An 888-nucleotide genomic window follows, 5' to 3' on the forward strand; every position below is an offset into this window, starting at 1 on the left:
TTTCGAATTACACAAGCAGCAGCGAGGGTTTTGTTACCCTTCAGTCATTAATCATGAACTCCCTGATGTATCATGAACGAGAGTTGTTCGTCAGCGAAAATGCCCATGAGCAATGCAATGGTTTCCGTTCTCGTCGTTGGTACAGTCACGGCTTTGAGTTCTCGCTCCGTATTCCGCGCAGTCGTAGCGGAAACTTCTATCCCATTCTCTTAGGGTTGATACGCAGCGAAAGCGAGGAACGTGCCAAATTGTTCAATCTCCTCTACACCAAAGGTCTTACCACGGAGCAGATAGGCGAGATTTCAAATTGCGTCTATGGTCGTTCCTACAGCAAGCAGCAGGTATCGCATCTTGCCGGCAGCTGCCGTGAGGACGTCGAACGGTGGCTTTGCCGTAGCCTTTCCTCCCACTACTTAGCCGTCTATATCGACGCCACCTTTATTTCCACCCGTAGGGACAGACAGGTGTCCAAGGAAGCCTACTATACCATTCTGGGGGTATTAGAAGACGGCAGCAGGGAGGTGCTCACGGTTGTCAATCATCCCACAGAAGGGGCTCTTTGCTGGAAAGACGAGCTTGAGGCCTTGAAGCAAAGAGGCGTCGAACAGATAGACTTAGTTGTTTCCGATGCATTGCAAGGAATAGAGAATGCCGTCTGTGCAGCCTTTCCCGGTGCCGCACACCAGTTCTGCGTGGCACACGTTAAGCGACAGATACTCAGCGGCGCATCACATAAAGACAAACTGGTAATGGCGCAGCAGCTCAGTGAGGTGTTCCAATTGGAGAACAACGAGATGAATTCCTTGCAGGGATACGAACAATTCATTACCTTTGTCGAGAAATGGGAAAGGAAATATCCTGCACTAAGAAAATACAAGGCCGAACGCA

1 protein-coding gene is annotated in these 888 nt (G+C 49.9%); it reads left to right on the forward strand.

Translation table 11 applies throughout. The features are described from left to right. Positions 1–888: IS256 family transposase (locus tag E0E16_RS12645; RefSeq protein ID WP_130829708.1), on the forward strand; the 888-nt coding region annotated here is incomplete at both ends.

Source organism: Prevotella rectalis, from assembly GCF_900607215.1.
Taxonomy (GTDB): Bacteria; Bacteroidota; Bacteroidia; order Bacteroidales; family Bacteroidaceae; genus Prevotella; species Prevotella brunnea.